This window comes from Kribbella sp. NPDC104740, assembly GCF_055583505.1.
On the sequence record NZ_JBVJNV010000004.1, the window covers coordinates 194,795 to 218,166 of the forward strand.

Below are 23,372 nucleotides of genomic sequence, written 5' to 3' on the forward strand. Positions count from 1 at the left end.
GCACGAACGACGCAAGAGGTTGAACCTTTGACGCATCCGATCGGACTGGTGAACCGCGTGCGACTGCTGTCGCCGCCGACCTTCTGGCGCTGCGAACCGAGCTGGACGTGGGTGTCGCCGGCGCTCGGCGATCACCTGCTGTGGTGTGTGCTGGAGGGCATCGGCCGGCTGGAGCTGGATGGGCGGGTCAAGGAGCTGACGCCGGGGACGTGCGCGGTGTTCGCGCCGGGCGACGCGCCGACGGCCGCGCACGATCCCAAGCGGCGACTGCTGGTCTTCGGGATGCACTTCGAGCCGGTGAACGACGCGTGGCGTACGGCGGACGTCGTCTCCGACCAGCGTTGGGGCGAAGTACAGGATCGCGTGCTGCTCGGCGCGCTGGCGAAGGCCGCGGACTCGGCGTACCGACGGCAGGACGCGCTCGGCCTCAGGCAAGCAGAACTTTGCCTGGAGCAACTACTCGCGATGGTGTGGGAAGCTGCGCACGACAAAGGCCGGACGGCGGGGGACCAGGTCGTCGACGACGTCGCCCAGGCGATCCGGCAGGATCCCGGGCGGGACTGGTCGGTGGGGGAGATGGCACAGCACGCGGCGCTGTCGCGGGCGCAGTTCACGCGCAGGTTCCTGGCGCACCAGGGGAGTACGCCGGCGCAGTTCCTGATCCAGGCGCGGATCGACCGGGCACACCAGCTGCTGACCGAGAGCGGGATGACGGTGACGCAGACGGCCGCGGCCCTGGGCTACACGGACGTGCCGTACTTCAGCCGCCAGTACAAACAACGCACCGGCCGATCGCCGAGCGACGACCGACCGGTGCGTTAGAAACTCAAGACCAGTTGTCGTTCCAGCCTTCAATGGAGGTAGCGGGGCGAGTTGCCGGGCCCGAGTAGATGGCCGACGGCCGGATCAACCGCCCCGTGCGCTTCTGCTCCAGCACGTGGGCGCTCCAACCTGCCGTGCGGGCGCACGTGAACATCGAGGTGAACATGTGCGGAGGCACCTCGGCGAAGTCCAGGACGATCGCGGCCCAGAACTCGACGTTGGTTTCCAGCACACGATCCGGGCGGCGTTCGCGGAGCTCGGTCAGTGCGGCCTGCTCCAACGCCTCGGCGACCTCGTAGCGCGGGGCGTCGAGCTCCCGCGCAGTACGGCGGAGGACGCGGGCGCGCGGGTCTTCGGCGCGGTAGACGCGGTGGCCGAAGCCCATCAGGCGTTCGCCGTCGTCCAGCAGGCCCTTGACGTAGGCGCGGGCGTCGCCGCTCTTCTCGACGCCTTCGATCATCGTGAGGACGCGCGCGGGGGCGCCGCCGTGGAGGGGCCCGGACATCGCGCCGACGGCGCCTGACAGGGCGGCGGCCACGTCGGCGCCGGTGGAGGCGATGACGCGGGCGGTGAACGTGGAGGCGTTCATGCCGTGCTCGGCGGCGGACGTCCAGTAGGCGTCGACGGCCTTGACGTGCTTGGGGTCGGGTTCGCCGCGCCAGCGGATCATGAAGCGTTCGGTGATCGTGGTGGCCTTGTCGACCTCGCGCTGCGGGACCATCGGCTGGCCGATGCCGCGGGCCGCCTGGGCGACGTACGAGAGTGCCATCACCGCGGCGCGGGACAGGTCGTCGCGGGCCTGGACGTCGTCGATGTCGTACAGCGGCCGCAGGCCCCAGGCGGGAGCGAGCATCGCCAGCGCGGACTGTACGTCGACCCGCACGTCACCGGTGTGCACCGGCAGCGGGAACGGCTCGGCCGGCGGCAGGCCGGGCGTGAACGCGCCGTCGACCAGCAGGCCCCAGACGTTCTCGAACGGCACCCGGCCGACCAGATCCTCGATGTCGACACCGCGGTAGCGCAGCGCCGAACCTTCCTTGTCCGGCTCGGCGATCTGAGTGTCGAACGCGACGACGCCCTCGAGGCCGTGCTGGACTTCGGTCTTAGGATCTGACATCAGCCTGTGACTCCCTTGTCTTGGTAGGCGCTCCGGCAGCATAGTTCGCCGCCTCGCCCGGCGGACAGATCTGTGACCGGTTCGGCGCCTAGGCTCGACAGATGAAGCCAGTCATCGGTGTGGTGGTCGGAGTCGTGATCGGCTGGGTGGCGGTGGCGGTCGCCTCGTACGCCGGGACCGAGCTGTACCTGCGGCGGATGCAGCGGTTCGAGGACCTGCAGACGGAGAGCGTGCCCTGGCTGCTGGCGCTGGTCGCCGTCGGGCTGGTGCTGGGCGCGGCGATGTCGCCCAGAGCGCTGGGCTCGGGCGTGATGACCGGGGTGGGCCTGCTGCTGACCGGGCTCGGGCTCGCGGTGCAGGTGCTGCCGATCATGCGGGCCGCCGACCTGATCAAGCTGTTCGAGCTGCCCGGTACGACGCCACGCGGCGGAGGGTTCCTGCTGACGGACGGCGTACTGCTGGTGGTCGGGATCGCGTTGCTCATCGCCGGCGTACGGCGGATGGTCGTCGACGCCAAGCGCACGATGCCGCCGTACTACCTGGACAGCCAGGCGCAGCCGGGCCTCCACCCGGGGCCGCAGCCCGGCCCGTACGCCGGTCCGCAGCAGCCCGGCGGCTACCACCCGGGCCAGAGCTTCCCGCAGGACCGGCCACACTAGGGGTGTGGATCTAGCTGACATGCGGGAGACGTACGGGCTCGGCGAGTTGCTCGAGGCACAGGTCGATGCCGACCCGGTCAAGCAGTTCGGCATCTGGCTCGCCCAGGCCACCGAGGCCGGGCTGGCCGAGCCGAACGCGATGGTGCTCGCGACGGTCGACGCCGACCACCGGCCGTCGGCGCGGACCGTGCTGCTGAAGGGGCTGGACGAGCGCGGTTTCGTGTTCTACACCAACCAGCAGTCCCGCAAGGGCGACGACCTCGCAGCGAACCCGGCCTGCGCGCTGGTGTTCCCGTGGCACGCGATGGAGCGGCAGGTGCGCGTGGAGGGGACTGCAAGCAAGCTGCCCGAGGAGGAGGTCGACGCGTACTTCGCCAGCCGGCCGCGGGGCTCGCAGTTGGGGGCGTGGGCGTCGCAGCAGTCGCAGCCGGTGGAGTCGCGGGAGGAGCTGGATCTGCAGTACGCGTCGTACGAACGGCAGTGGCCGGAGGGGACGGAGATCGCAACGCCGTACTTCTGGGGTGGGTACCGGATCGAGCCGACGCGGTTCGAGTTCTGGCAGGGCCGAACCGGTCGCCTGCACGACCGGCTGGCCTACCAGCGGAAGGGAACTACTTGGGAGCTGCTCCGGCTCCAGCCATGACTTTCGGTTCAGAGGCTTCTTCACGGAAGCCGTGCCGTCTCCACCACCGCGCGAGCGGCGCGGGCGCCCACCAGTTCGCACGCCCCAGCAGCCGCATCGTCGCCGGTACCAGCAACGCCCGTACGACGGTCGCGTCGAGCAGGATCGCGATCACCAGCCCCACGCCGATCATCTTCACGAACACGATCCCCGACGTCGCGAACGCCGCGACGACGATGATCAGCAGCAGCGCGGCGCTCGTGATGATCCCGCCCGTCCGCTGCAGCCCGAGCGCGACGGCCTGCGTGTTGTCGCCGGTGCGGTCGTACTCCTCGCGGATCCGGCTGAGCAGGAACACCTCGTAGTCCATCGACAGCCCGAACAGGACGGCGAACAGCAGCACCGGGTTGGTCGCGTCGAGGAAGCCCGCGGGGGTGAAGTCGAGCAGCCCGGACAGGTTGCCGTCCTGGAAGATCCAGACCATCGCCCCGAACGACGCGGACAGTGACAGCACGTTCATCAGCAGCGCCTTGGCCGGCAGCACCAAGGAGCCGAAGGCAACGAACAGCAGCATGAACGTGATCAGCACGATGAACCCGGCCATCCACGGCGCCCGTTCGGCCAGGACGTCGAGCAGGTCGATCAGCGACGCCGTCTCGCCGCCGACCTCGACTGTCGTTCCCGGCGGCGCGGCGACAGCACGCACCGCGTGTACGACGTCGCGGGCGGGCAGCTCCTGCGCGGTGTAGTGCGTGTGCACGACCACCGACGCGACCCCGTCCGCCACGCCACCCACCCGAACGCTCTCCACATCCGGAACTTGCCGCAACGAGGACACATACCCAGCCAGCGAAGCAGCAGCATCAGCAGGCGGCGAAGCAAACCGCACCGCCACCAACACGTCGGACCCGCCCGCCCCCGCGAAGTCCCGCTGCAGCGTCTCCGTCACCTCACGACTCGACGCCCCATCCGGCAGCGCCCGATGATCCACCCCGCCCAGTTGCGCTTGCAGGAAAGGAATCCCGAGCACCAGCATCAACGGCACCAGCACCACGACGTACCGCACCGGCCGCCGCATCACACTCTGCGCCAACCGGTACCAGGCGCCGTGATCCGAAACGCCGACACCACGCCGGAAGACCGGCAGCCGCAGCTTGTTCACCCGGTGCCCGAGCACGCCGAGCAGCGCCGGCAACGCGGTGAGCGCGGCAACCATCGCCACCGCGACAGCGGCCGCGCCGCCGTACGCCATCGAGCGCAGGAACATCACCGGGAACAGCACCAGGCTCGAGATCGCCACGCCCACGGTCACGCCGGAGAACGCGACCGTCCGCCCGGCCGTGGCCATCGTCCGGACCAGCGCGGCCTCGACGTCGTCGCCGGCCGCGAGCTGCTCGCGGAACCGGGTCACCACGAACAGCGCGTAGTCGATCGCCAACCCGAAACCGATCATCGTCACGATGTTGATCGAGAACACCGACACGTCGGTGATCAGGCTGAGCGCCCGCAGCACCACGAACGCGCCGAGGATCGACAGCCCGCCGACGAACAGCGGCAGGCTCGCCGCGACCAGTCCGCCGAAGACGACCACCAGCAGGACCAGCACGATCGGCAGCGAGATGGTCTCGGCCTGGACGATGTCGTGCTCGGTCTGCGTGTTCACCTCGTCGAAGACCGCGACCTCGCCACCGACCTGGACGTCCAGCCCAGGGGGCGCCGCCCGCACGGCGTCAGCGATCTTGTGGAACGACGCGAGCCGTTCCTCGGGATCCGCCCCGGCCAGCGTCAGTACGGCGTACGACGTGCGCTTGTCCTCAGCAACGAAAGCCGGTGATCGAGTGGACCAGTACGTCGCACTGCTGACCACCTCGGAACGAGGCAGCCCGTTGAGGTGACCCTCGACGGCTGCTCGGTAGGCCGGATCGGCAACAGAGGTCGACCCGCGGTACAGCACGATCACATCGGTCCCCGTCCGTCCGACCGTCTGCTCGATCGTCCGGACCGCCCGCGCCGCCTCGGTGTTCGGCGCCTCGAACCCGCCGTTGGCCAGCGACCCGAAGACCCCGGTGCCCCAGACCAGCGCGGCGACCACGAACACCCCGGTCAGCGCGAGGACCAGGCGGCGGCGCCGATACGTGAACCTACCGAGCGTCTCGAACACAGGACCCCTCCCGAGGGCGTACATTGAACAGTGATCACCGACGTGAACACCGTTAACTGTTAACGGTGTTCACTCAGTTGTCAAGGGAGCTGAGCGTGGAAACGAGACGGGACCGCCAGCGCGCGGAGACGGTCGCCGAGATCAAGGCGGCCGCGCGCAAGCTGCTGGTCGCGGGTGGCGCGAGCGCGGTCGGGCTGCGCGCGGTCGCCCGCGAGCTGGGCCTCAGCGCGCCGGCCCTCTACCGGTACTTCGCGAGCCACGAGGACCTGATCGCCGCCGTCGTCGCCGACCTGTACGACGAGCTGACGGCGTACCTGCTCGCCGAGCGCGACACCAGCACGGATCTCGGCGAGCAGCTCTTCCTGGTCGCCGGGGGCCTGCGGACCTGGGCGCTGAAGCACCCGGCCGAGTTCGGCCTGCTGTTCGGGGCGCCGGTGCCGAACCCCGAGGCGGTCGATCACGAGCTGACCCCGAGCCATCAGGCGGCGATGCGCTTCGGGGCGGTGTTCAAGGACCTGGTCGCGAAGGTGTACCGGCAGCAGCCGTTCCCGAGCCCGCCGGAGGAGTTCCTCGGCCCGGAGCTGGTCGCGCAGCTGACCCAGAAGTCGGAGTTCTTCGAGGGGATGCCGCCGGGCGCGGTCTACCTGTCGCTGACCTACTGGACGCGGCTGTACGGCCTGATCTGCATGGAGGTCTTCGGCCAGCTGCACTGGGCCTTGGAGGACGCGGCGGCGTACTTCGACGCGCAGCTGCGCGAGATCGGCGAGGCGCTCGGCCTCGACTGCCCGCCGGTCGCGCAATAAGCCCTACGGCGCAAAGAAAAAGACCCGCAGACGCTTCCAGAGACACGACCGGGTGGCCGAACACTGGGCCAGGCGGACTTTCCTGGCTGTCTGCGGGTCCGGTGGCAGGCGTTGAATTGCCTGACCACATAGCCCACGTGCTGCTAGTGGTTGACGGTCAGACCGCCGCCACCTCACGAGTCCGGTTGCACATCATGCAAGGACCACCTCCCTTCGCGTGTACTCAGAACCTACGTCGCGAAAGACCGCCGTTCAACCAGTTTTCGTGATCCCATGAGCCCATGGTCTTCCGGCTCGGACTCCCCGTACTGATCCTGCTCGTCGGAACCGCCTGGTTCGCCTGGGCGTCGTACCGCCGGGCCGCCCTCGCGGAGCGTTCCGTGATCGAGCTGACCGGCGAGACCAAGGCGCTGGTGCAGGAGGTCCGGGCGCTGGAGAAGGCGGTCGCGGCCGCGGAGCAGGGCCTGCGTACGCTCAGCTCCCACCCGTCGGTCCCGCGCGACGTCGCGGTGACCGCAGACCTGACGCTCGCCGACATCCGGCGGCTGACCGAACGCAAGGAGCTCGACAGTTGATGGCCAAGCTGGGGACCACCACGGTCACGAAGAAGGGCGGTGTCGCCGGCAAGCTGATCGGCGGTGGGATCGTCCTGGTGCTGCTGATCATCGTGCTGGCCAACCTGTTCAACTTCGCCGACACCGACGCGAACAAGATCGGCCTGCACTACGGCGGCGGTGTGGTCGAGGACAAGAAGTTCAAGTCGATCATCCCGCCGGGTGCGACCAACCAGCTGATCGGTCCCGGTGACACGGTCTACAGCTACCCGATCGACCAGCGCTCGTACATCATCGGCGGCGCCGGAGCGGACACCGACAACGCCGACGAGGTCACCGTCGTCAGCAAGGACAACGTCCGGCTCGGCGTCCGGGTCCAGGTCTACTTCACGCTGAACCGCCAGGAGGCGGTGCTGCAGTCGTTCCACGAGCGGATCGGGCTGAAGACCGAGGCCTACGAGGACCGCGGCTGGAACGACATGCTGCAGTCGTACTTCCGGCCGCAGATCGACCGCGCGCTCGCCGCCGTCGGCACCAACTACAACTGGGCCGAGCTGTACAACAACGAGGCGAAGAAGTCCGCGTTCCAGACCGCGGCGGCCAAGGAGTTCACCCGGCTGCTGCCGGCCGCTGTCGGTGGCGACTACTTTTGTGGGCCGTCGTACACGGGCAACAACGCCTGCGGCGAGCTGTCGTTCACGATCCAGAAGCCGACGCCGCTGGACAAGGGCATCATCGACGGCCTGGAGGCCAAGCAGCGCGCCGAGCTGGCCAAGCAGGCCCAGGAGCAGAAGAACCAGCAGGTCAACGTCGAGCTGATGTCGGTCAAGCAGCAGGTCGCGCTGCTCGGCTCGAACGGCTACCTGCTGAAGTCGGCGATCGAGTCGGGCAAGATCCAGTTCATGGTGATCCCGCAGAACGGCAACGTCAGCATCCCGGTGCCGACCCCGACGCAGACGCCGCGCTGACCCGATGTCCGCGCTGCCGTCCCACCTCGAGCTCGTCCAGGGCGTCGTGCTGCCGAAACCGGTCGGCGCGGACCCCGTCCTGGACTTCCTCAACACCCGTTCGGACTGGACCGACCGCGGTCCGGCCCGGACGGACTGGCTGACCAGCTTCGAGACGCTGGTGATCTGGACGGGGTACGTCGGCCTGCTCTCCGACGCCGGAGTCTTCCGGCTGATCGAGCAGGCCGCCGGCCGCCCGACCGACGCGGCCCGGCGGTTCGAGGCGGCGCTGGAGTTCCGGGCCGACCTGTACGACGTACTGACCGACTCCACCGCGACGTCCTCGTTCGCCGCGGTGGAGCGGGCGATCGCGCGAGCCAGCGCGCACCGCCGGCTGCTCCCGATGCCGACGCTGCACGGCCTCAGCGCGAACTGGGACCTCCCGGAGGATCTCAACCTCCCGCTGGACCACCTGGCCCTGCTGAGCGCCGACCTGCTCACCGGCCAGCACCGGGCCCACGTCCGCCGTTGCCCGGGCGACGCGTGCGGCTGGCTGTTCCTCGACGCGCGCGGCCGCCGCCGCTGGTGCTCGATGGCGACCTGCGGCAACCGCGCCAAGGTCCGCGCCCACGCGGCCCGGACCCGCTAGCTACGGCCGCCCGTAGGTCTCCAGCAGCCGCAGCCAGATCTCGTTCACCGTCGGGTACGCCGGTACGCCGTGCCACAGCCGGTCGAGCGGGATCTCGCCGACCACCGCGAACGTCGCCGCCTGCAGCAGGTCGCTGACCTCCGGGCCGACGAAGGTGACGCCGAGGATCACCTTGCGGTCCTCGTCGACGATCATCCGCGCCTTGCCCTGGTATCCGTCCTGCCGGACGCTCGCGCCGGCCACGTTGCCGATCTCGTAGTCGACGGTCCGGGTCGTGTAGCCGGCCTCGCGCGCCGACTTCTCGGTGTGCCCGACCGACGCGACCTCGGGGTCGGTGAACGTCACCTGCGGGACGGCCTCGTGGTCCGCGGTCGCGACGTGCGTGCCCCACGGCTTGTCCGACACGGCCTTGCCGTTCGCGCGCGCCGCGATCACGTCACCGGCCGCGCGGGCCTGGTACTTGCCCTGGTGCGTGAACAGCGCCCGGTTCGTCACGTCGCCCGCGGCGTACAGCCAGTCGAACCCGTCGACCAGCATCGTGTCGTCGGTCGGCAGCCACTCGCCCGGCGTCAGCCCGACCGCCTCCAGCCCGATGTCGTCGGTCCGCGGCTGCCGCCCGGTCGCGACGACGATCTCGTCGGCCTCGATCGTTGTGCCGTCCGCGGTCTCGACGTACACGGTTCCGTCCGTACGCCGTACCCGAGTCGTCCCGGTCTGCGTCAGCACCGTCGCCCCCAGCTCGCGCAGCGCGTCGCCGACCATCTCCCCGGCGAACGGCTCCAGCGCCGACAGCAGCTGACCGCGCGCGATCACCGTGACCTCGGTCCCGAACCCGGCGTACGCCGTCGCCATCTCGACCGCGACCGTGCCGCCGCCGATGATCACCATCCGGTCCGGCACGGACTTCGCGCTGGTCACCTCACGGCTCGCCCACGGGTCGGACTCGTGCAGCCCGTCGATGTCCGGCACCACCGGGTCGGACCCGGTCGAGATCAGCACCGCGTGCCGCGCGGTGAGGACCGTTGTCTCGCCGTCCGGCCCGGTCACCGTGACCTCCTTGACGCCGCTGAGCCGGGCGTGGCCGCGGACCAGCGTGATGCCGGCGCCGTCGACCCACTTGACCTGGCCGGCGTCGTCCCAGTTGCTCGCGAACGAGTTCCGCCGGTCGAGCACCGCCTGCACGTCGAGTTTCCCGGTCACCGCCGCGGCCGCGCCGCCGACGTTCTGCGCGGCCCGCAGCACCTGGCCCGGCCGTAGCAGCGCCTTCGACGGCATGCAGGCCCAGTACGAGCACTCGCCGCCGACCAGCTCGCTCTCGACCAGCGCGACCGTCAGCCCACCCTGCACCGCCCGGTCCGCCGCGTTCTCACCGACCGCTCCGGCGCCCAGCACGATCAGGTCGTATTCCGTCGTCTCCATGCGTCCCTGCATATCACCCGCCCGCACCGCCGATCGGTAACTTCTGCCTGCCCACCTGCATCTAGTTCGTAACCGGTAATCCGTGGGAGGTGGGTCCTGTGCGAAGAGTCGCGCTGACAGTGGTGGCCGGACTGGTCGCGTCACTGGGACTGGTGAGCCCGGCCCACGCGGCCGGCATCGTGATCAGCGACGTGAAGGTCGCGTGGGCCGGCGCCGCGCACACCCACGTCCGGGTGACCTGGGCGGAGAGCGAACCGACCGGCAACCGGATCTTCCCGGAGTACCCGTGGACCACCGGTGACGGCCGGGAGCTCAAGACGGCCGATCCGAACCAGGTGGACATCCCGGTGTCGGAGTTCTACGCCTCCCCGGTGGTCCGGATGAAGGTCTTCGGCATCACCGACGCGGGCGTGAACACCGCCGCGCTGGTGTCGTCGGATCCCTTCGACGCGATGCCGAAGCCGGTCCCGGTGATCGACGACGTCGTCGCCGTCAACGGCGCCTACACGATGCGCTGGCATTCCGCGCCGGCACCGGCGGACGAGAACCCCAGTGATCCGCTCGACCTGCCGAACGCTCCGCACAACTACCAGGTGCTGGTGCGCCCGACGCCGATCACCGCCTGGGCCCTGGTGGCCTCGACCGGAGCCGCGGCCGCGGCCACGTTCCGGCCGCAGGGGCCGCCACCGTTCACCGTCGCCACCCGGGACACCAACGAGTGGCCGCGCCAGCCGGAAACGCTGTGGACCGAGTTCTACAGCGGGCGACTCGGTCCGGCCGCGGTGCCGGCGGCCACGACGTACGGGCAACCGACCGTGATCACCGGCCGCTTCGACCGGATGGGCCGCTCCTGCGTCCCGGAGGGCTGCGGGACGACGCCGATCGGCGACATCCCGCGGACGGTGGTCCTGCAGGCGCGGGCGAACGCGGCCTCACCCTGGTACGCCGTGGGCTCGGCCCTGACCTACGACAGCGGGTCGTTCCGGTTCGCGCCGGTGGCGTGGGGGACCAGGCAGTACCGCGTCGCGGTGCCCGACCGGTTCGCCGGCAACAACTTCTCCCTGGGAGCGATCGGTCCGGCGTCCACGACGCTGACCCGGCCGAAGGTGCTCGCGTCGTTCGCCGACCCGGCGGTCGGCTACGGGCAGCCCGCGCGGGCGCGGATCTCCGTCAGCCCGGCGGTGAACCTGCGGACCACGCTGCAGCGCTGGGACGGCACGGCCTGGCGGGACCTGAAGTGGGTCGACCTGAAGAGCGGCTGGGCCGACTACACGTTCACCGCGACGCAGCGCGGCTCGTCCGCGTACCGCTTCCTGGTCCCGTCCTTCACGTACGGCGGCCGCCCGCTGAGCTGGCAGGTCTCGCCGACCTTCGTGCTGACGACTAGTTGAACAGCGCCGGGTCGACCAGGATCCAGGTGTGCTTCGCGCGGGCGACGATGCGGCCGTCGGAGTCGTACAGGGTGGTGGCGGTGAAGGTCTTGCGGCCGTCCTCGCCGAGCTTGCGGCCGATGATCACGCAGGGCTCGCCGAGCTGCGGCCGGGCGTCGATGCAGGCGGTCATCCGGCCGAGCACCGACGGCCGGCCCTCCAGGTCGATGCTCCAGCCGCCGGGGCAGTCCAGCGCGGCCCAGAGGTGCACCGGGTCGACCAGGTCGCCCGACTCGGCCAGCGCGGAGGCGGGGGTCCACGTGCAGGCGGTGCGGCCGTCGCCGAGCAGCCCGGGACGCAGGTGCAGGCCGTGGTCGTTCTCGGGGCCGCAGGCGTAGCAGCCGGGGAAGGGGTGGTTCTCCAGACCCCGGTACGCCGACTCGGCAGCGCGCGCTTCGTCGTACTGGACCGGGTCGATCACCGCGTCGCCGAGCACGTCAGTGGACACCGGCTCGGCCAGAGCGACCACGGTCTCGCCGGGCGCCCGCAGTACGGCGTTGCCGTCGCCGGTGGTCAGCTCGAGGTCGGTCCGCAGCGGCGGCGGCATCCGCAGCGTGACCTGCGGGACGGTGTCGCCGGTCGCGCCGAGCCGGGTCCCGACCAGGCCCGCGGTGTAGCCGCCGTTGGCCGATCGCTCCGGTCCCCGGAAGCGTCGCCTGATCCGCAGCACCTCGCGCGTCGTCATGCCCACCGACCCTAGCCAACCGTCCACCGGGTGGGACGCGCGGTCCCGGAACGGCCCGAAACCAGGCTCAGGATCTGCAAAGTGAAGGGTTTTCCCGCGTTCCCACAGATTTACTGCTCCGACCACTCTCATTCAAACGTCCGTTTGAACTATGCTGACTGCAGGCTACGGCGCGTGAGCAGGTGGGGTGCCTGCGCGAGCGGTGGCCGGGGGGAAGGAGAACTCTGTGGAGACACCACCCGTGGAATCGACCCGGGAACGGCTGCTCAACATCGCCGAGCAGCGGTTCGGTGAGGGCGGCTACGAAGGGACCTCGCTGCGCGCGATCACGGTCGCGGCAGCAGCGAACATTGCGGCGGTCAACTACCACTTCGGCTCGAAGGAAGCATTGCTGCGGGCCGCGGTCGCGCGCGCGATGGCACCGGTCAACACCGAGCGGCGGCGCCGGCTCGACCAGTTGGAGGCGTCCGGGCAGCCGACCGCCGAGGAGCTGATCAGGGCGTTCATCGAACCGGGGCTGGATCTCGTGCTGCGCCGGGGGGAGCGGGGTGCGATCGTTGCCCGGTTCATCGGCCGGGTCGCGTTCGACCCGAGCCGCCGGATCCGGGAGCTGTACGCCGCCGAGGCGGACCCGGTCGAGGCCCGTTACCTGGCCGCGCTGCAGCAGGCGCTGCCCAGGGCGGCGCCGGAGTCCGTTGCGTTCGGCTACGTCAACATGCTCGGTCTGCTCGCGCTGCACCAGTCGCAGGCGCTGTCGCGGGCCCCGGGCACCGAGGACGTGGACGACGCCAGCAGGCTGGCCGAGAACCTGATCGCCTTCCTGGTGGCCGCTTTCGATCGCGGGCTGCGCGCCTGAGGCCACGCAGCGCAACCGAGGGGCCCGTCGTCGTCCGGTGCAGCGGCGGGCCGGCTGGTCCACTGGTCCGGCGAGAACTGTCCATCAACTGCTCACGGATGTTCGAACCCCTGGGTAACGCTGCATAATGGCGCTCCGTGGAGCCCTGTGAAGTCGTGGTTGCCGTCGATCTCGGTGGAACCCGGATGAAGTGCGGCCTGGTCGCGGCCGACGGTGCCGTGCTGCACCGCGAGACCAGGCCGACGCCTCGTGCGCTGGGAGACGCCGAAGGCGGTGCCCGGGCGGTGCTGGACGCGCTGCTGGAGACCGTCGTCGAGCTGAGCCAGAAGGCCGCGGCCGACGGCCACCGGGTGCGTGCGGTCGGGGTGGTGGTGCCGGGCATCATCAACGCCGAGCAGGGCACGGTCAGCGCCGAGAACCTGCTCTGGGTGAACACACCGGTCCGCGCGGCGATCCAGGCCGCGCTCGGACCCGACTACGAGGTCCACCTCGCCCACGACGTCCGCGCCGGCGGCTACGCCGAGCTGCGCCAGGGCGCGCTGCGCGGCACCACCAACTCGCTCTTCCTCCCGCTCGGCACCGGCATCGCCGCGGCGATGATCGTCGACGGCTCCCTGGTCAGCGGCGACGGGTACGCCGGTGAGCTCGGCCACACCCGGTTCGTGCACGGCGAGGCCGCCGAGCTCTGCGCCTGCGGCCAGTACGGCTGCCTGGAGACGGTCGCCTCGGCGGCTGCCCTCGCGCGCCGGTACGGCGTACGGACGGGCCGTGAGGTCGACGGGGCTCGTGAGGTGCTGGAGCTGCTGGCTGAAGGCGACGCCGACGCCGCGATCGTGTGGCAGGAGGCGCTGGCGGCTCTGGTCGACGCGCTGGTGCTCTACACGACCCTGATCGCGCCGACGCGGATCGCGATCGGCGGCGGACTGGTCGGCGCGGGGGAGACCCTGCTGGCGCCGCTGCGGGCCGGGCTGCACGAGCGGCTGACGTTCCAGCGCGAGCCGGAGATCGTCGCCGCCGAGCTCGGCGAGGAGGCCGGCTGCCTCGGCGCCGCGCTGCTGGCATGGGACCGGGTCACTCAGGACGAGAGCGGAGAGCAGAGCGAATGACGACGTACCGGGTGGGTCGGCTGGTGACGCCGGACGACGTGCTGGAGAGCGCGTGGCTCCAGGTCGAGGACGGCGACATCCTCGCCTTCGGCCGGCGCTCCGAGGGGATGCCGGCCGACGGGCAGCGGCCGCAGGACCTCGGCGACACGACGGTGATCCCGGGCTTCGTCGACATCCACACCCACGGCGGTGGCGGGGCGACGTACTCGACCACGGACGCCGACGAGGCGCGCAAGGTCGCGGCCTTCCATGCCAGGCACGGGACCACGACGACGATGGCCAGCCTGGTCACCGGGCCGCTCGACGAGCTGGTGTCGCAGACCGCGTGCCTGGCCGACCTGGTCACCGACGGCGTGATCGCGGGTGTCCACCTGGAGGGCCCGTTCCTGTCCGCGGCGCGCTGCGGCGCGCACGAGCCGACGCTGCTGCGCGACCCGGTCGAGGGTGACGTCGCCAAGGTGCTCAGCGACGCGGTCAAGATGGTGACGATCGCGCCGGAGCTGGAGCACGGGCTGGACGCGATCCGGCAGGTCGTCGACGCCGGGGTGGTGGCCGCGCTCGGGCACACCGACGCGACGTACGAGCAGATGATCGCCGGGGCGGACGCCGGGGCGACGGTCGCCACCCACCTGTTCAACGGGATGCGGCCGTTCCACCACCGCGACCCCGGTCCGGTCGGTGCCGCGCTGAACGACCCGCGGCTGCTGCTCGAGGTGATCAACGACGGCATGCACCTGGACCCGCAGGTGGTCCGCGTCGCGCTGGCGGCCGCCGGCGTGAACCGGATCGCGCTGATCACCGACGCGATGGTCGCCACCGGAATGCCCAACGGGCGCTACAAGCTGGGCAGCCTCGAGGTCGACGTGAAGGACGGGTTGGCGACGCTGGCCCACGGCGCGCACTCGATCGCGGGCAGCACACTGACGATGGATGTTGCCTACCGCAACGCTGTCAACGCCGGCGTCTCGCTGGTCGACGCGTCCCGGATGGCCTCGACGACGCCCGCTGAGGCGTTCGGCTGGTACAACGTCGGCGGTATCGAGACCGGCAAGCGCGCCGACCTGGTCGTGCTCGACGACGACTACACCGTGCAGAAGGTGATGCGGGCCGGCGAGTGGCTCGACCGCGGATGATCGGGACCGTCACGCTCAACCTGGCCCTCGACGTCACGTACGCCGTCGACGAGCTCGTGGTCGGCGGCAGCCACCGCGTCGGCGAGGTCCGGATGCGGGCCGGGGGCAAGGGAGTCAACGTGGCCCGGGTCGCCGCGACGCTCGGGCACCAGGTGCTCGTGCTCGGGTTCGTCGGCGGGGTCACCGGTGAGCAGGTCGCCGAGGAGCTGTTCGACGCCGGACTGACCTCGTTGCTGACGCCGATCAAGGGTGAGACCAGGCGGACCGTTGCCATTGTCAACGGTGTGGACGGCGACGCGACGATCTTCAACGAGACCGGGCCGACGGTCGCCGCCGACGAGTGGCGGGCGCTGACCGAGCGGATGCCGTGGCAGCGGCTCGGCGTGCTCGCGTGCTCGGGAAGCCTGCCGCCCGGTCTGCCGCCCAACGCGTACTCCGAGCTGGCGACGCTGGCCTGGCAGCGCGACGTACGGACGGTCATCGACACCGGCGGGCCGGCGCTGCTCGCTGCGGCCGAGGCGGGCGCCGTCGTACGGTCGAACGCGGCTGAGCTGCGCGAAGCGCTCGGCGACGAGATGACCGTCGAGGACGGCGCCCGGCGCCTGGTCGACTTCGGCGCGACCGCGGCCGTGATCACCGACGGCCCGCGCGGTATGGTCGCCGCGAGCCGCGGCGGGGTCTGGCGCGCGGACCCGGTCGAGCGGGTGGCCGGAAACCCCACCGGTGCCGGGGATGCGTGCACCGCCGTCGTCGCCGCCGCGATCGCCGAGTCGGCCCAGCCCGACTGGCCGCTGGTGCTCAAGTCCGCCGTGGCCGCGTCGGCCGCGGCCGTCCTCACACCGGTTGCCGGTGACATCGATCTCGCGGCGTACCGGCGGTGGCAGCCGCAGGTCGTCGTCCGATAGGAGAAGCTCATGCCGTTGGTGTCCGGAGCCGAGGTCGTCCTGGCCGCAGCCCAGGCGGGCCGGGGAGTCGGCGCGTTCAACGTGATCCAGCTGGAGCACGCGACCGCGTTGATCGCCGGCGCCGAGCAGGTCGGCGCGCCGGTGATCCTGCAGATCAGCGAGAACGCCGTGAAGTACCACGGCGCGCTCAAGCCGATCGGCGTCGCCACGCTGGCGGCCGCGTCGGCGTCGAGCGTGCCGGTGGTCGTGCACCTCGACCACGCGATGGACCGCGACCTGGTCACCGAGGCGGTGTCGCTCGGGTTCACGTCGGTGATGTTCGACGCCTCCAAGCTCGAGTACGCCGACAACGTCGCGGCGACCAGCGAGGTGACCGCGTTCTGCCACGAGCACGGGGTGTTCGTCGAGGCGGAGATCGGTGAGGTCGGCGGCAAGGACGGCGTGCACGCGCCGGGCGCGCGGACCCGGCCGGACGAGGCGCTCGCGTTCGCGCAGGCGACCGGCGTCGACGCGCTGGCGGTCGCCGTCGGCTCGTCGCACGCGATGACCGAGCGGACCGCCGAGCTGGATTTCGCTCTGATCGGTGAACTGCGCGACGCCGTACCGGTACCGCTGGTGCTGCACGGTTCGTCGGGGGTCGCCGACGAGGACCTGACCCGCGCGGTCGAGGCCGGGATGACGAAGGTGAACATCGCGACGCACCTGAACAACGTGTTCACCGGGGTGGTGCGGGAGATCCTCGCCGACCAGCCGAAGCTGGTGGACACCCGCAAGTACCTCGGGCCCGCACGTACGGCGGTCGGCGCCGAGGTCGCCCGCCTGCTGACGATCCTGAAAGCGGTGTGAGCAGGTAGCGATGACACAGCCGGGGCTGGTCCGTGGGCTGGGGGTCACCGATGCTGTCGTGATCGGGCTCGGGTCCATGGTCGGTGCCGGGGTGTTCGCTGTCTGGGCTCCGGCCGCCCGAGCTGCTGGGGACGCGCTCCTCGCGGGCCTCGTGATCGCCGCGATTGTTGCCTACTGCAATGCCGCGTCCTCAGCTCAGCTCGCAGCCGTCTACCCGGTCTCCGGCGGCGCTTACGTCTACGGCCGCGAGCGCCTCTCGCCGACCGCAGGCTTCCTCGCCGGCTCGGCCTTCGTGATCGGCAAGACCGCCTCCTGTGCCGCCATGGCGCTCACCTTCGCCACCTACGTCATCCCCGACCCTGGCTGGCTCCGCCGCGGCGTCGCACTCCTCGCGGTGATCGCCCTGGCAGCGGTCAACTACCGCGGCATCACCCGCACCGCCCGCCTCACCCGCATCCTGGTGACCTGCTCGCTCATCGTCCTGGCGCTCGTCCTCATCCTGCTCCTGCGATCCCCCAGTGGCCACGACCTCCCGTCGTTGTTCCCCGCAGGCACCAGCGTCTACGGCGTCCTCCAGGCCGCCGGGCTGCTCTTCTTCGCCTTCGCCGGGTACGCGCGGATCGCGACGATGGGTGAAGAAGTCCGCGATCCGGCCCGGACCATCCCGCGGGCGGTCTCGATCGCCCTGGTGATTGCCATGGGCATCTACTTGGTGATCGGTCTGGCCCTGCTCCGCGCCGTCGGCGCGGCCGGCCTCGCCGCGTCGGCCGCCCCGCTGGCGACGGCGGTCACCGCGGTGGACGCCACCTGGGCCGTCCCCGTCGTCCGCCTCGGCGCAGCCCTCGCCAGCCTCGGCGCCCTGCTCGCACTGATCGCCGGCATCGGCCGCACCACCCTCGCGATGGCCCGCGAGGGCGACCTGCCGAGGACCCTCGCGGCCGTCCACCCCCGCTTCCACGTCCCGCACCGTGCCGAGATCGCCCTCGCGGTGGTCGTCGGCGGCCTCGTCCTGACCACCGACCTCCGCGCAGTGATCGGCTTCTCGTCCTTCGGCGTCCTCCTGTACTACGCCGTGGCGAACGCCGCCGCCTTCACCCAGCCCCGGGACCAGCGCCGCTGGCCCCGGGCCGTCAGTGTGCTCGGCCTGCTGGGGTGCATCACCCTCGCCTTCACGCTCCCGCTCACCTCGGCGATCGCCGCGGCCGCCGTACTGGCAGCAGCGCTGCTACTGAGGACGGTGTTCAGGTCAGGTCGCACCGGATCCGCCAGAAGCTGAAGCCCACCAGGCCGAGCGCCAGCACCAGGAACAGCCCGGTCTCCCGCCACTGCAGCCCCCAGAAGTGACTCGCCGGGTGGTAGCTGATCTGCTGCCGGTACCCGTCGTCGGCGAGGCGCGCGAAGCACGCGCTCATCGGCTGCCGGTTCTTCAGTTCCTCCTGCGTCGCGTTCGGACCGGGCGGACCACATTCGGCGAGGTACGGCGGCAGCGTCTTCTGCTGCTGCCCCGCGGAGTTCACGGTGTGCTCGGACAGCTTCCAGTTGCCCTCGCCCGGGATCTTCGCCTCGACCCGCATCACCACCGGGTTCACCTCCGGTCCGGACAGCTGCAGCCCGCGCATGTTCTCCGTGGTGACGACCAGAGTGGTGTCGACCGGCGCCATCAGGTGCGGCCGGATCAGCAGCGGCGACACGATCTGGAGCGCGATCACCGCGGCCAGCGTGATCGCGATCGCGACCACACTGCGCCGTACGACGAGCCCGACGGCGACGCCGAGTGCGAAGGCGAACGCGGCGTACCCGATCGGCACGACCCCACGCGCGCCGAAGACCGCCGGTAGCAGCCGGGGAACGTTGTAGACGCCGGCCGCCTGGCCGGAGCCGATCGCGTCGTCGATCGGGTCGGACCACCAGGTCACCGCGAGGCTGAGCAGCCCGGTGACGACCATCGCGCCGAGCCCGGTGACGGCCAGTTTGGTGACCAGCCAGCGGGTCCGGGTGATGCTCTGGTTCCACACCAGCCGGTGGGTTCCGGCCTCGAGCTCGCGGGCGATCAGCGGCGCGCCCCAGAACGCGCCGATCACCGGGGGAGTGGCGTACACGAGCGCCTGCCCGGCGACGTACAGGTACTGGTTGATCCGCTCGAACTGGATCTGCTTCAGGAAGTCGTCGGGCTGCAGCTGGTACTTGTCGAGCAGCCCCGGGCCGGTCACGGCCAGGAAGATGCCGAGGGCAACGACGGCGCCGGCGACCACCAGCGCCTGCAGGCGGAACTGCCGCCAGGTCAGCCAGATCATCGCTGCACCTCCAGAACGGGTCGCGCGGACGGCCGGCTGGTGGACCGGCCCATGTAGGCCAGCACGATGTCCTCGAGCGTGAGCTGCGAGACCGTCCAGGCCGGGTCGAGGATCGGCTCGTCGGTCCGGACCAGGTACGTCGACTGCCGGTCGGTGTGGCTGACCGACAGCACGTGCTGATGCTGCGGCATCGACTTCTCGTCGCGGCGCGGCCCGGTGAGCCGGTAGTGCGTGGCCAGCAGAGTGTCGATCTCGCCGCTGATCTGTACCCGGGAGTCGACCAGGACGACCAGGTAGTCGCAGGAGCGTTCGACGTCGGAGACCAGGTGCGAGGACAGGACGACGCTGAGTTCCTGCTCGGCGACGGCCTCCATCAGGTCCTGCAGGAACTCGCGCCGGGCCAGCGGGTCGAGCGCGGCGACGGGCTCGTCGAGGATCAGCAGCTCGGGCCGTTTCGCGATGCCGAGGGTGAGCGCGAGCTGCGCGCGCTGACCGCCCGAGAGCCGGCCGGCCCGCTGCTGCGGGTCGAGCCCGAGGGCCTGGATCCGCGCCTGGGCGATCGAGTCGTCCCAGCGCGGGTTGAGGTGCGCGCCGAGCTTGAGGTGGTCGGCGACCGACAGCCGGGCGTACGTCGGGGTGTCCTGCGCGACGTACCCGACCTTGGCCTGCTGGGTCCCGGCGGGCGCGCCGAGGACCTCGACCGTGCCGGTGGTCGGGGTGAGCATCCCGACCGTCATGTTCAGCAGCGTGCTCTTGCCCGCGCCGTTCGGTCCGACCAGGCCGACGACGTGGCCGGCCGGGACCTCCAGGTCGCAGTCGGTGAGCGCCCAGCGGCGCCCGTAGCGTTTGCCCAGTCCCTGGGCGCTCAGGACGGCGTTCACGCTATGTCCTCCTGAGCGGCGGACCGAAACGTGGCCTTGAACAACGCCTCGATGCTCTCGTCGTCCAGCCCCGCCTTACGGGCCTTCGACAACCATCGCTGCAGCTCGTGGCGCAGCGGTCCGTGCGCGGCCAGGCTGTGGTCGGTGAGCGTCCGGGTCACGAAGGTGCCGCGGCCCGGCCGGCCCGCCACCAGTCCTTCGTGCTCCAGCTCGCGGTAGGCCTTCAGCACCGTGTTCGGGTTGATCGCGAGCGTCGCGACGACGTCCTTCACGGTCGGCAGCTGGTCACCCTCGCGGAGCAGCCCGAGCCGCAACGCGTTCCGGACCTGCTGCACGACCTGCTGGTACGGCGAGACCCCCGACCGCCCGTCCAGATGGAACTCGATCATCTGTCACCCCATTTATCTAGTTACCTAGCACTATAGGGTCAGACGGGAGCCCGCGGTCAAGCCCCCGGCGGGTTACTTGATCGCGTCGTAGCGGCGCAGCGACTCCTGCCGGGCCTCGGCGTGGTCGACGATCGGCTCCGGGTAGCCGAGGTCGTCGTCGAGCAGCCACGGCTCGTGCACGGCCTTGCCCCGGACCTCGGCCAGCTCGGGGATCCAGCGCCGCACGTAGCTGCCGTCGGGGTCGAACTTCTTGCCCTGGGTGGTCGGGTTGAAGATCCGGAAGTACGGCGACGCGTCCGCGCCGCAGCCCGCGACCCACTGCCAGTTCAGGCTGTTCGACGCCAGGTCGCCGTCGCGCAGTCGGCTCATGAACCAGCGCGCGCCGTACTTCCAGTGGATGTGCAGGTCCTTGACCAGGAAGGACGCGACGACCATCCGGACCCGGTTGTGCATGAAGCCGCTCTCGGCCAGCTGGCGCATCCCGGCGTCGACGATCGGGTAGCCGGTCCGGCCTTCGCGCCAGGCGGTGAAGTCGTCGCCGGGTTCGTCGTACGCCATCTTCTCGAACTCCGAACGCAGCGGCTTCCACGCCGCTTCCGGGTTGCGCGCGAGCAGGTCGGCGCAGAACTCGCGCCAGGCCAGCTCGCGCCGGTAGGCCTCCGCGCCCTTGCTGCGCAGGCGGGCCAGGTCGGCGAGCATCGTCCGCGGGTGGATCTCGCCGTACTTCAGCGGCACCGACATCCGCGACGTGCTGTCCAGGTCGGGCCGGTCGCGTTCGTCGTCGTACGCCGCGACGGTCTCCAGCCAGTCCTGCCAGTGCTCGCGGGCCGCGGCCTCGCCGGCGTCCTCGACGTCCGCGGCCTCGGGCAGCGGGTCGCCGCGCTTACCGATCCACTCCACCTTGCCGGGTGCGTCGGCCGGCTGCCGCCAGCCGTGGTCGAGCCAGGCCCGGAAGTACGGCGTGAACACCTGGTACGACCGGCCCGACCCGTTCAGCACGCGACCCGGCGCCACGGCGTACGGCGAACCGGTGGCGACCAGCGGGCAGTCGAGCGCCTTCTCGACCGCTTCGTCGCGGCGGCCGCCGTACGGGCCGTAGTCGGCGGCGACGTGCACGCTGGCCGCGCCGAGCTCGGTGGCCAGCTCCGGGACGACCGTCGCCGGATCGCCGCGGCGGACGACGAGCTTGCCGTCCATCGCGTCGCGCAGCCGCTTCAGCGAGCTGATCAGGTGGTCGCGGCGTGGATCGCCGGCCGCGTCCCAGAGCGCGGGGTCGAGCACGAACAGGCCGCAGACCCGGCCGTCCCCCGCGGCCACCGCGTCGAGCAGAGCCGGGTTGTCCGCCAGCCGGAGATCACGTCGGAACCACATCAGAGCGCTCATCGCTGTCAGTCTTGCCGATGAACAACTTTTCAAGTGAGCTTGAACGATCAACGACCGGATCGGTCCGCCGATTCGGTGCGGCTTGCCTGGATAGGCGAGAATGGTTGTCGTGAGCGAGCTGATCGATACCACCGAGATGTACCTGCGGACCATCTACGAACTGGAAGAAGAGGGCATCCTGCCCCTGCGCGCGCGGATCGCCGAGCGGCTGCACCAGTCCGGCCCGACGGTCAGCCAGACGGTGGCCCGGATGGAACGCGACGGACTGGTCACGGTCGAGGGCGACCGGCACCTGGAGCTCACCGACGTCGGCCGGATGCAGGCCACCCGGGTGATGCGCAAGCACCGGCTGGCCGAGCGGCTGCTGGTCGACGTGATCGGCCTGGAGTGGGAGGACGTGCACGCCGAGGCCTGCCGCTGGGAGCACGTGATGAGCGACGCCGTCGAGCTCCGGCTGATGCAGATCCTCGACAACCCGACCGAGTCGCCGTACGGCAACCCGATCCCGGGCCTGGAGGAGCTGCAGAAGGAGAGCCAGGCGACGCCGATCGGCGAGTTCCGCGACGGCGTCGAGCCGCTCGACAAGGTGCTCGACCAGGCCACCGGCAGCCCGGTCCGGGTGCTGGTCCGGCGGATCGCCGAGCCGGTGCAGACCGACGACTTCGCGATGTCGGTGCTCCGCAAGGCCGGCGCGCTGCCCGGCCGCGAGGTCGACTCGATGCTCGACGCCGAGGGCGTCCTGGTCGGCAGCCGCGACGCCGGCGGCGTGATCAGCGACGAGACGGCCGGGCACATCTTCGTGTCGCTGGTCTGAATCAGTTCCGCGTCAAGAATCCGGCCACTGCCTGCGCTCGATGATGTACGGGCAGTGGCCACGGGGTAACGTCTGTCCGCGATGTCAGAGAACCAGATCGACTGGCCCGGGTACCTGCGGGAGTTCCACTCCGCGACCCCGGGCAGTACCGAAGCCCTGCTGTCCCGGGCGGTAGCGGGCGACCACACGCCGTACCGCTGGCTCGTCCGTGCCGTCTCCGGCGAGGCCCGGCGGGTGCTCGACCTCGCCTGCGGCAACGGCCCGGTCGCGCGGGAGCTGTACGGGCGCTGGGTGGTCGGTGTCGACAGCAACGCGGTCCAGCTCGACGGCGCTCCCGGGCCGAAGGTGCAGGCCGACGCGCTGCACCTGCCGTTCGCGAACGAGGCGTTCGACGTGGTCACGTGCTCGATGGGCCTGATGGTGCTGCAGCCGCTGCCCGACGTACTGGCCGAAGCGGCGCGGGTGCTGCGGCGCGGAGGAGTGCTCGCGGCAACGATCCCGGCGGTGCGGCCGCTGCGTCGCGGTGACCTGCGGACGCTGACCGGGCTCACCACACGGCTGCGCTCGCGGCCGCAGTTCCCGGCCGGTGGGGAGATCACCGGCTTGAAGGAGCAGCTGCGCGAGGCCGGCTTCATCGTGATGGAGAGCCAGCGCGAGCGGTACGCGTACACGGTCCGCAGCATCGACGACGCGCGGCGGATGGTCGGCGCGCTCTACCTGCCCGGTACGTCGGCCAAACGGCGCGAGCACGCCGCCGCCTGGCTCGCCCAGCGCGCCCACGACCGCGACGGTCTCGAGGTCGCGATCCCGATCCGCCGGATCACCGCGATGCGCACCAAGCTCGCGCTGAACTGACGACGGCCGGCGCTCTCGGCGCCTCGGCGGCGAGACCGGGGT

The 23,372-nt window shown here is 70.8% G+C and carries 24 protein-coding genes; 16 read left to right on the forward strand and 8 right to left on the reverse strand.

Translation table 11 applies throughout. The features are described 5' to 3' along the window. The first annotated feature begins 48 nt into the window (after positions 1–48). Positions 49–822, forward strand: a complete 774-nt coding sequence (locus ACZ6Z4_RS21910; protein WP_465567359.1) for a helix-turn-helix domain-containing protein — start codon at positions 49–51, stop codon at positions 820–822. A 4-nt stretch (positions 823–826) separates the two neighbouring features. Here ACZ6Z4_RS21910 and ACZ6Z4_RS21915 read toward each other — a convergent pair whose 3' ends face one another. Beyond that, positions 827–1,939, reverse strand: a complete 1,113-nt coding sequence (locus ACZ6Z4_RS21915; RefSeq protein ID WP_465567363.1) for a citrate synthase 2 — start codon at positions 1,937–1,939, stop codon at positions 827–829. Between the two features lie 101 nt (positions 1,940–2,040). Between ACZ6Z4_RS21915 and ACZ6Z4_RS21920 the strand changes: the two genes are divergently transcribed. Together ACZ6Z4_RS21920 and pdxH are read left to right on the forward strand one after the other, a co-directional pair. Continuing rightward, on the forward strand, positions 2,041–2,598 hold the full coding sequence (locus tag ACZ6Z4_RS21920) for a hypothetical protein (RefSeq protein ID WP_465567366.1): 558 nt from the start codon (positions 2,041–2,043) through the stop codon (positions 2,596–2,598). Positions 2,599–2,617: 19 nt separating this feature from the next. Next, on the forward strand, positions 2,618–3,241 hold the full coding sequence (pdxH, locus tag ACZ6Z4_RS21925) for a pyridoxamine 5'-phosphate oxidase (protein WP_465569251.1): 624 nt from the start codon (positions 2,618–2,620) through the stop codon (positions 3,239–3,241). Here pdxH and ACZ6Z4_RS21930 read toward each other — a convergent pair. After that, positions 3,210–5,381 carry an MMPL family transporter gene (locus ACZ6Z4_RS21930; protein WP_465567369.1) on the reverse strand — a complete coding sequence of 724 codons (2,172 nt, stop codon included), beginning with the start codon at positions 5,379–5,381 and terminating at the stop codon, positions 3,210–3,212. The two genes, pdxH and ACZ6Z4_RS21930, sit on opposite strands and share 32 nt — an antisense overlap. Positions 5,382–5,476: 95 nt before the next feature. On the opposite strand from ACZ6Z4_RS21930, the gene ACZ6Z4_RS21935 reads away from it, so the two are divergent. From ACZ6Z4_RS21935 to ACZ6Z4_RS21950, 4 genes are all read left to right on the forward strand, one after another. Further along, positions 5,477–6,184 carry a TetR/AcrR family transcriptional regulator gene (locus tag ACZ6Z4_RS21935; RefSeq protein ID WP_465567372.1) on the forward strand — a complete coding sequence of 236 codons (708 nt, stop codon included), beginning with the start codon at positions 5,477–5,479 and terminating at the stop codon, positions 6,182–6,184. A 281-nt stretch (positions 6,185–6,465) separates the two neighbouring features. Continuing rightward, positions 6,466–6,759: a hypothetical protein gene (locus ACZ6Z4_RS21940; protein WP_465567375.1), complete on the forward strand. Its 294-nt coding sequence runs from the start codon at positions 6,466–6,468 to the stop codon at positions 6,757–6,759. Then, positions 6,759–7,706, forward strand: coding sequence for an SPFH domain-containing protein (locus ACZ6Z4_RS21945; protein ID WP_465567378.1), 948 nt, complete (start codon positions 6,759–6,761; stop codon positions 7,704–7,706). The genes ACZ6Z4_RS21940 and ACZ6Z4_RS21945 overlap by 1 nt, the downstream gene beginning before the upstream one ends. Before the next feature lie 4 nt (positions 7,707–7,710). Further along, positions 7,711–8,334 (forward strand): CGNR zinc finger domain-containing protein, encoded by a 624-nt coding sequence (locus ACZ6Z4_RS21950; RefSeq protein ID WP_465567381.1) that lies wholly within the window; start codon positions 7,711–7,713, stop codon positions 8,332–8,334. On the opposite strand, the gene ACZ6Z4_RS21955 is transcribed toward ACZ6Z4_RS21950, so the two are convergent. Then, positions 8,335–9,753, reverse strand: a complete 1,419-nt coding sequence (locus tag ACZ6Z4_RS21955; protein WP_465567384.1) for a dihydrolipoyl dehydrogenase family protein — start codon at positions 9,751–9,753, stop codon at positions 8,335–8,337. 98 nt (positions 9,754–9,851) lie between these two features. Between ACZ6Z4_RS21955 and ACZ6Z4_RS21960 the strand changes: the two genes are divergently transcribed. After that, positions 9,852–11,144: a hypothetical protein gene (locus ACZ6Z4_RS21960; protein ID WP_465567388.1), complete on the forward strand. Its 1,293-nt coding sequence runs from the start codon at positions 9,852–9,854 to the stop codon at positions 11,142–11,144. On the opposite strand, the gene ACZ6Z4_RS21965 is transcribed toward ACZ6Z4_RS21960, so the two are convergent. Then, complete coding sequence (locus ACZ6Z4_RS21965) at positions 11,137–11,868, reverse strand: hotdog family protein (protein ID WP_465567393.1); 732 nt, start codon at positions 11,866–11,868, stop codon at positions 11,137–11,139. The genes ACZ6Z4_RS21960 and ACZ6Z4_RS21965 overlap by 8 nt on opposite strands. A 226-nt stretch (positions 11,869–12,094) precedes the next feature. On the opposite strand from ACZ6Z4_RS21965, the gene ACZ6Z4_RS21970 reads away from it, so the two are divergent. From ACZ6Z4_RS21970 to ACZ6Z4_RS21995, 6 genes are all read left to right on the forward strand, one after another. Beyond that, positions 12,095–12,724, forward strand: a complete 630-nt coding sequence (locus ACZ6Z4_RS21970; protein WP_363665789.1) for a TetR family transcriptional regulator — start codon at positions 12,095–12,097, stop codon at positions 12,722–12,724. A 137-nt stretch (positions 12,725–12,861) separates the two neighbouring features. Continuing rightward, entirely contained in the window at positions 12,862–13,830 is a 969-nt protein-coding gene (locus tag ACZ6Z4_RS21975; protein ID WP_465567401.1) for an ROK family protein, read from the forward strand. After that, positions 13,827–14,963 carry an N-acetylglucosamine-6-phosphate deacetylase gene (gene nagA / locus ACZ6Z4_RS21980; protein ID WP_465567404.1) on the forward strand — a complete coding sequence of 379 codons (1,137 nt, stop codon included), beginning with the start codon at positions 13,827–13,829 and terminating at the stop codon, positions 14,961–14,963. Before ACZ6Z4_RS21975 ends, nagA begins: the two co-directional genes overlap by 4 nt. Then, positions 14,960–15,868 (forward strand): 1-phosphofructokinase family hexose kinase, encoded by a 909-nt coding sequence (locus tag ACZ6Z4_RS21985; RefSeq protein WP_465567407.1) that lies wholly within the window; start codon positions 14,960–14,962, stop codon positions 15,866–15,868. Before nagA ends, ACZ6Z4_RS21985 begins: the two co-directional genes overlap by 4 nt. Before the next feature lie 9 nt (positions 15,869–15,877). Further along, positions 15,878–16,714, forward strand: a complete 837-nt coding sequence (locus tag ACZ6Z4_RS21990; RefSeq protein WP_465567410.1) for a class II fructose-bisphosphate aldolase — start codon at positions 15,878–15,880, stop codon at positions 16,712–16,714. 10 nt (positions 16,715–16,724) lie between these two features. Further along, positions 16,725–17,990 carry an APC family permease gene (locus ACZ6Z4_RS21995; protein WP_465567413.1) on the forward strand — a complete coding sequence of 422 codons (1,266 nt, stop codon included), beginning with the start codon at positions 16,725–16,727 and terminating at the stop codon, positions 17,988–17,990. On the opposite strand, the gene ACZ6Z4_RS22000 is transcribed toward ACZ6Z4_RS21995, so the two are convergent. The 4 genes from ACZ6Z4_RS22000 to ACZ6Z4_RS22015 form a co-directional block, all read right to left on the reverse strand. Continuing rightward, positions 17,956–19,008, reverse strand: a complete 1,053-nt coding sequence (locus ACZ6Z4_RS22000; protein WP_465567416.1) for an ABC transporter permease — start codon at positions 19,006–19,008, stop codon at positions 17,956–17,958. The genes ACZ6Z4_RS21995 and ACZ6Z4_RS22000 overlap by 35 nt on opposite strands. After that, on the reverse strand, positions 19,005–19,889 hold the full coding sequence (locus ACZ6Z4_RS22005) for an ABC transporter ATP-binding protein (protein WP_465567419.1): 885 nt from the start codon (positions 19,887–19,889) through the stop codon (positions 19,005–19,007). The genes ACZ6Z4_RS22000 and ACZ6Z4_RS22005 overlap by 4 nt, the downstream gene beginning before the upstream one ends. Then, positions 19,886–20,278 carry a GntR family transcriptional regulator gene (locus ACZ6Z4_RS22010; RefSeq protein ID WP_465567423.1) on the reverse strand — a complete coding sequence of 131 codons (393 nt, stop codon included), beginning with the start codon at positions 20,276–20,278 and terminating at the stop codon, positions 19,886–19,888. Before ACZ6Z4_RS22010 ends, ACZ6Z4_RS22005 begins: the two co-directional genes overlap by 4 nt. Before the next feature lie 72 nt (positions 20,279–20,350). Beyond that, positions 20,351–21,661, reverse strand: coding sequence for a cryptochrome/photolyase family protein (locus tag ACZ6Z4_RS22015; RefSeq protein WP_465567428.1), 1,311 nt, complete (start codon positions 21,659–21,661; stop codon positions 20,351–20,353). A 100-nt stretch (positions 21,662–21,761) separates the two neighbouring features. Here ACZ6Z4_RS22015 and ACZ6Z4_RS22020 point away from each other — a divergent pair, with 100 nt between their 5' ends. After that, a complete protein-coding gene (locus ACZ6Z4_RS22020; protein WP_465567431.1) occupies positions 21,762–22,475 on the forward strand; it encodes a metal-dependent transcriptional regulator in 714 nt (237 codons plus the stop codon). A gap of 81 nt (positions 22,476–22,556) precedes the next feature. Continuing rightward, entirely contained in the window at positions 22,557–23,330 is a 774-nt protein-coding gene (locus tag ACZ6Z4_RS22025) for a class I SAM-dependent methyltransferase (RefSeq protein ID WP_465567435.1), read from the forward strand. Positions 23,331–23,372 lie beyond the last annotated feature (42 nt).